The 1,758-nt window shown below is 75.7% G+C and carries 2 protein-coding genes; both read left to right on the top strand.

Going from position 1 to position 1,758, the window contains the following annotated elements; translation table 11 throughout:
- On the top strand, positions 1–1,009 hold a 1,009-nt coding region (locus ACIQOV_RS40200), incomplete at its 5' end, for an isocitrate/isopropylmalate family dehydrogenase (protein WP_401055929.1).
- Complete coding sequence (locus ACIQOV_RS40195) at positions 1,006–1,641, top strand: cysteine hydrolase family protein (protein ID WP_401055927.1); 636 nt, start codon at positions 1,006–1,008, stop codon at positions 1,639–1,641. The genes ACIQOV_RS40200 and ACIQOV_RS40195, both read left to right, overlap by 4 nt.
- The last annotated feature ends 117 nt before the right edge of the window (positions 1,642–1,758 follow it).

The raw sequence follows: 1,758 nt of genomic DNA, 5'->3' as shown, positions 1-1,758 counted from the left end.
GGTGCTCACCGCCGACCACCCGACGGGGGTGCGGATCGTGCGCTCCCCGCGCCTCTACCACTCCTACGTCTCGCTGCGCGCGCACGGCGGCCCCGCCGGCATCCAGGAGCTGACCGGGCAGGACGCGGAGCACTACGAGCGGTTCTGCCGCGACCTGGCCGCCGGCGGCACCACCGCGGTCTTCCGCACCGCGATCAACGCCCAGTCCCTGTACCTGGTGCGCCGTCGCCTGTGCGCCGTCAAGGTGGACCTGTTACGGGCCGGGGAAACGTCCCTGCTGCTCGTCCGCGACCAGGCCCAGGGCTTCTACACCGGGGAGAACCTGCACACCCCGGGAGCGGTCACCCGCACCCTGTCCTTCAGCCGGGAGACCACCGGGACCGTCGTGCGCCACGCCCTGGAGCGGGCCCGGCGCGAATGGCCCGACGGGCGGATCGACCGCATCGTCATGGCCTACAAGTTCCACCTCCTGGACGGCGCGTTCGACACCTGGGTCGCCGGGATCGCCGAGCGGCTGGGCGTACGGATCGAGGTGTTCCAGCCCGACACCGTCAACCGCAACCTGATCACCCACGGCCTGCCGGAGCGCACGCTGCTGATCGCCGGGAACGAGTGGGCGGACATCATGCACGTGGTCCTGCTGGACCGCTTCGGCGCCCAGCGGCAGGAGAGCCGCTGCACGGAGAACGTCTGCCTCGACCCCGGCGCGGCCGGGCTGGTCGAGTACCAGACCGTGCACGGCTCCGCCGACGACCTGGCCGGGCGCGACCTGGTCAACCCGGTGGCCACGGTCCGCGCCGCCGCCCTGGTCGCCGAGCGGCACGCCGGCGTCCCCGGCGCCGTCCGGGCGGTCGAGGCCGCCCTCACCGCCCTGGACGACAAGGACGTGCGCACCCCGGACCTCGGCGGCCGGCACTCCACCACCGCGGTGGTGGACGCGCTGGTCGACGTCCTCGACCCGCCCGGTGCCGCCGCCGCGGGTTCCACGGCCCTGGTGGGCGAGCCGTGACCGGCCCGGCGGGAACGGCCCTGGTGGTGGTGGACCTGCAGAACGACTTCTGCGCCGGGCCGGTGGCCAGGGCCCGCTTCGGCGGCGACGGCGCCGTCCTGGAGGCCGTGGTCGCCAACAGCGTCCGGGCGGTGGACCGGGCCCGGCGCGCGGGCGTGGAGGTGCTGTTCGTCCGCTTCCTCGGCGACGTCGTCCACCAGGGCGCGGCCTGGCGCGCGCGGGACCGGCGCCTCGGCAAGGAGCCGAAGTGCCTGGAGGGCACCTGGGGGGCGGAGTTCCACGGGGTGGCCCCGGCGCCGGGCGAACGGGTCTTCACCAAACGGGCCCGCTTCGACGCCTTCCTCGGCGAAGGCCCGGGCGAGGACCTGGAGGAGCACCTGCGCGCGGGCGGCACCGGGCACCTCGTGCTCGCCGGGCTCTACGCCGACGTCTGCGTGGACTCCACCGCCCGCACCGCCTTCCAGAAGGGCTTCCACCTCACCGTCCTGACGGACTGCACCACCTCCCTGCACCTGCCCTGCGACGACGTCCTGCGGTTCATGCGCGTCCTGTACGGCGCCCGCACCACCACCGGTGACGACCCCGCGGCCTGGACGGCGCCCGCGCACGGGGAGGAAGCGTGCGCGCCGTAGCCGGGCGGGCCGCGGCCGGGCAGACCGTGGCCGGGCAGACCGTGGCCGGGCGGGCCGACGGCGCCACCGCCGCGGCCCCGGCCCGCGGCGTCGCCTCCGGGGTGGGCCGTACCGCCC

Source organism: Kitasatospora sp. NPDC091257, assembly GCF_044757675.1.
GTDB classification, from domain to species: Bacteria; Actinomycetota; Actinomycetes; order Streptomycetales; family Streptomycetaceae; genus Kitasatospora; species Kitasatospora lactacystinica.
Note: the sequence above shows the minus strand (reverse complement) of the source record. Positions and strands in the feature narration are given on the sequence as shown.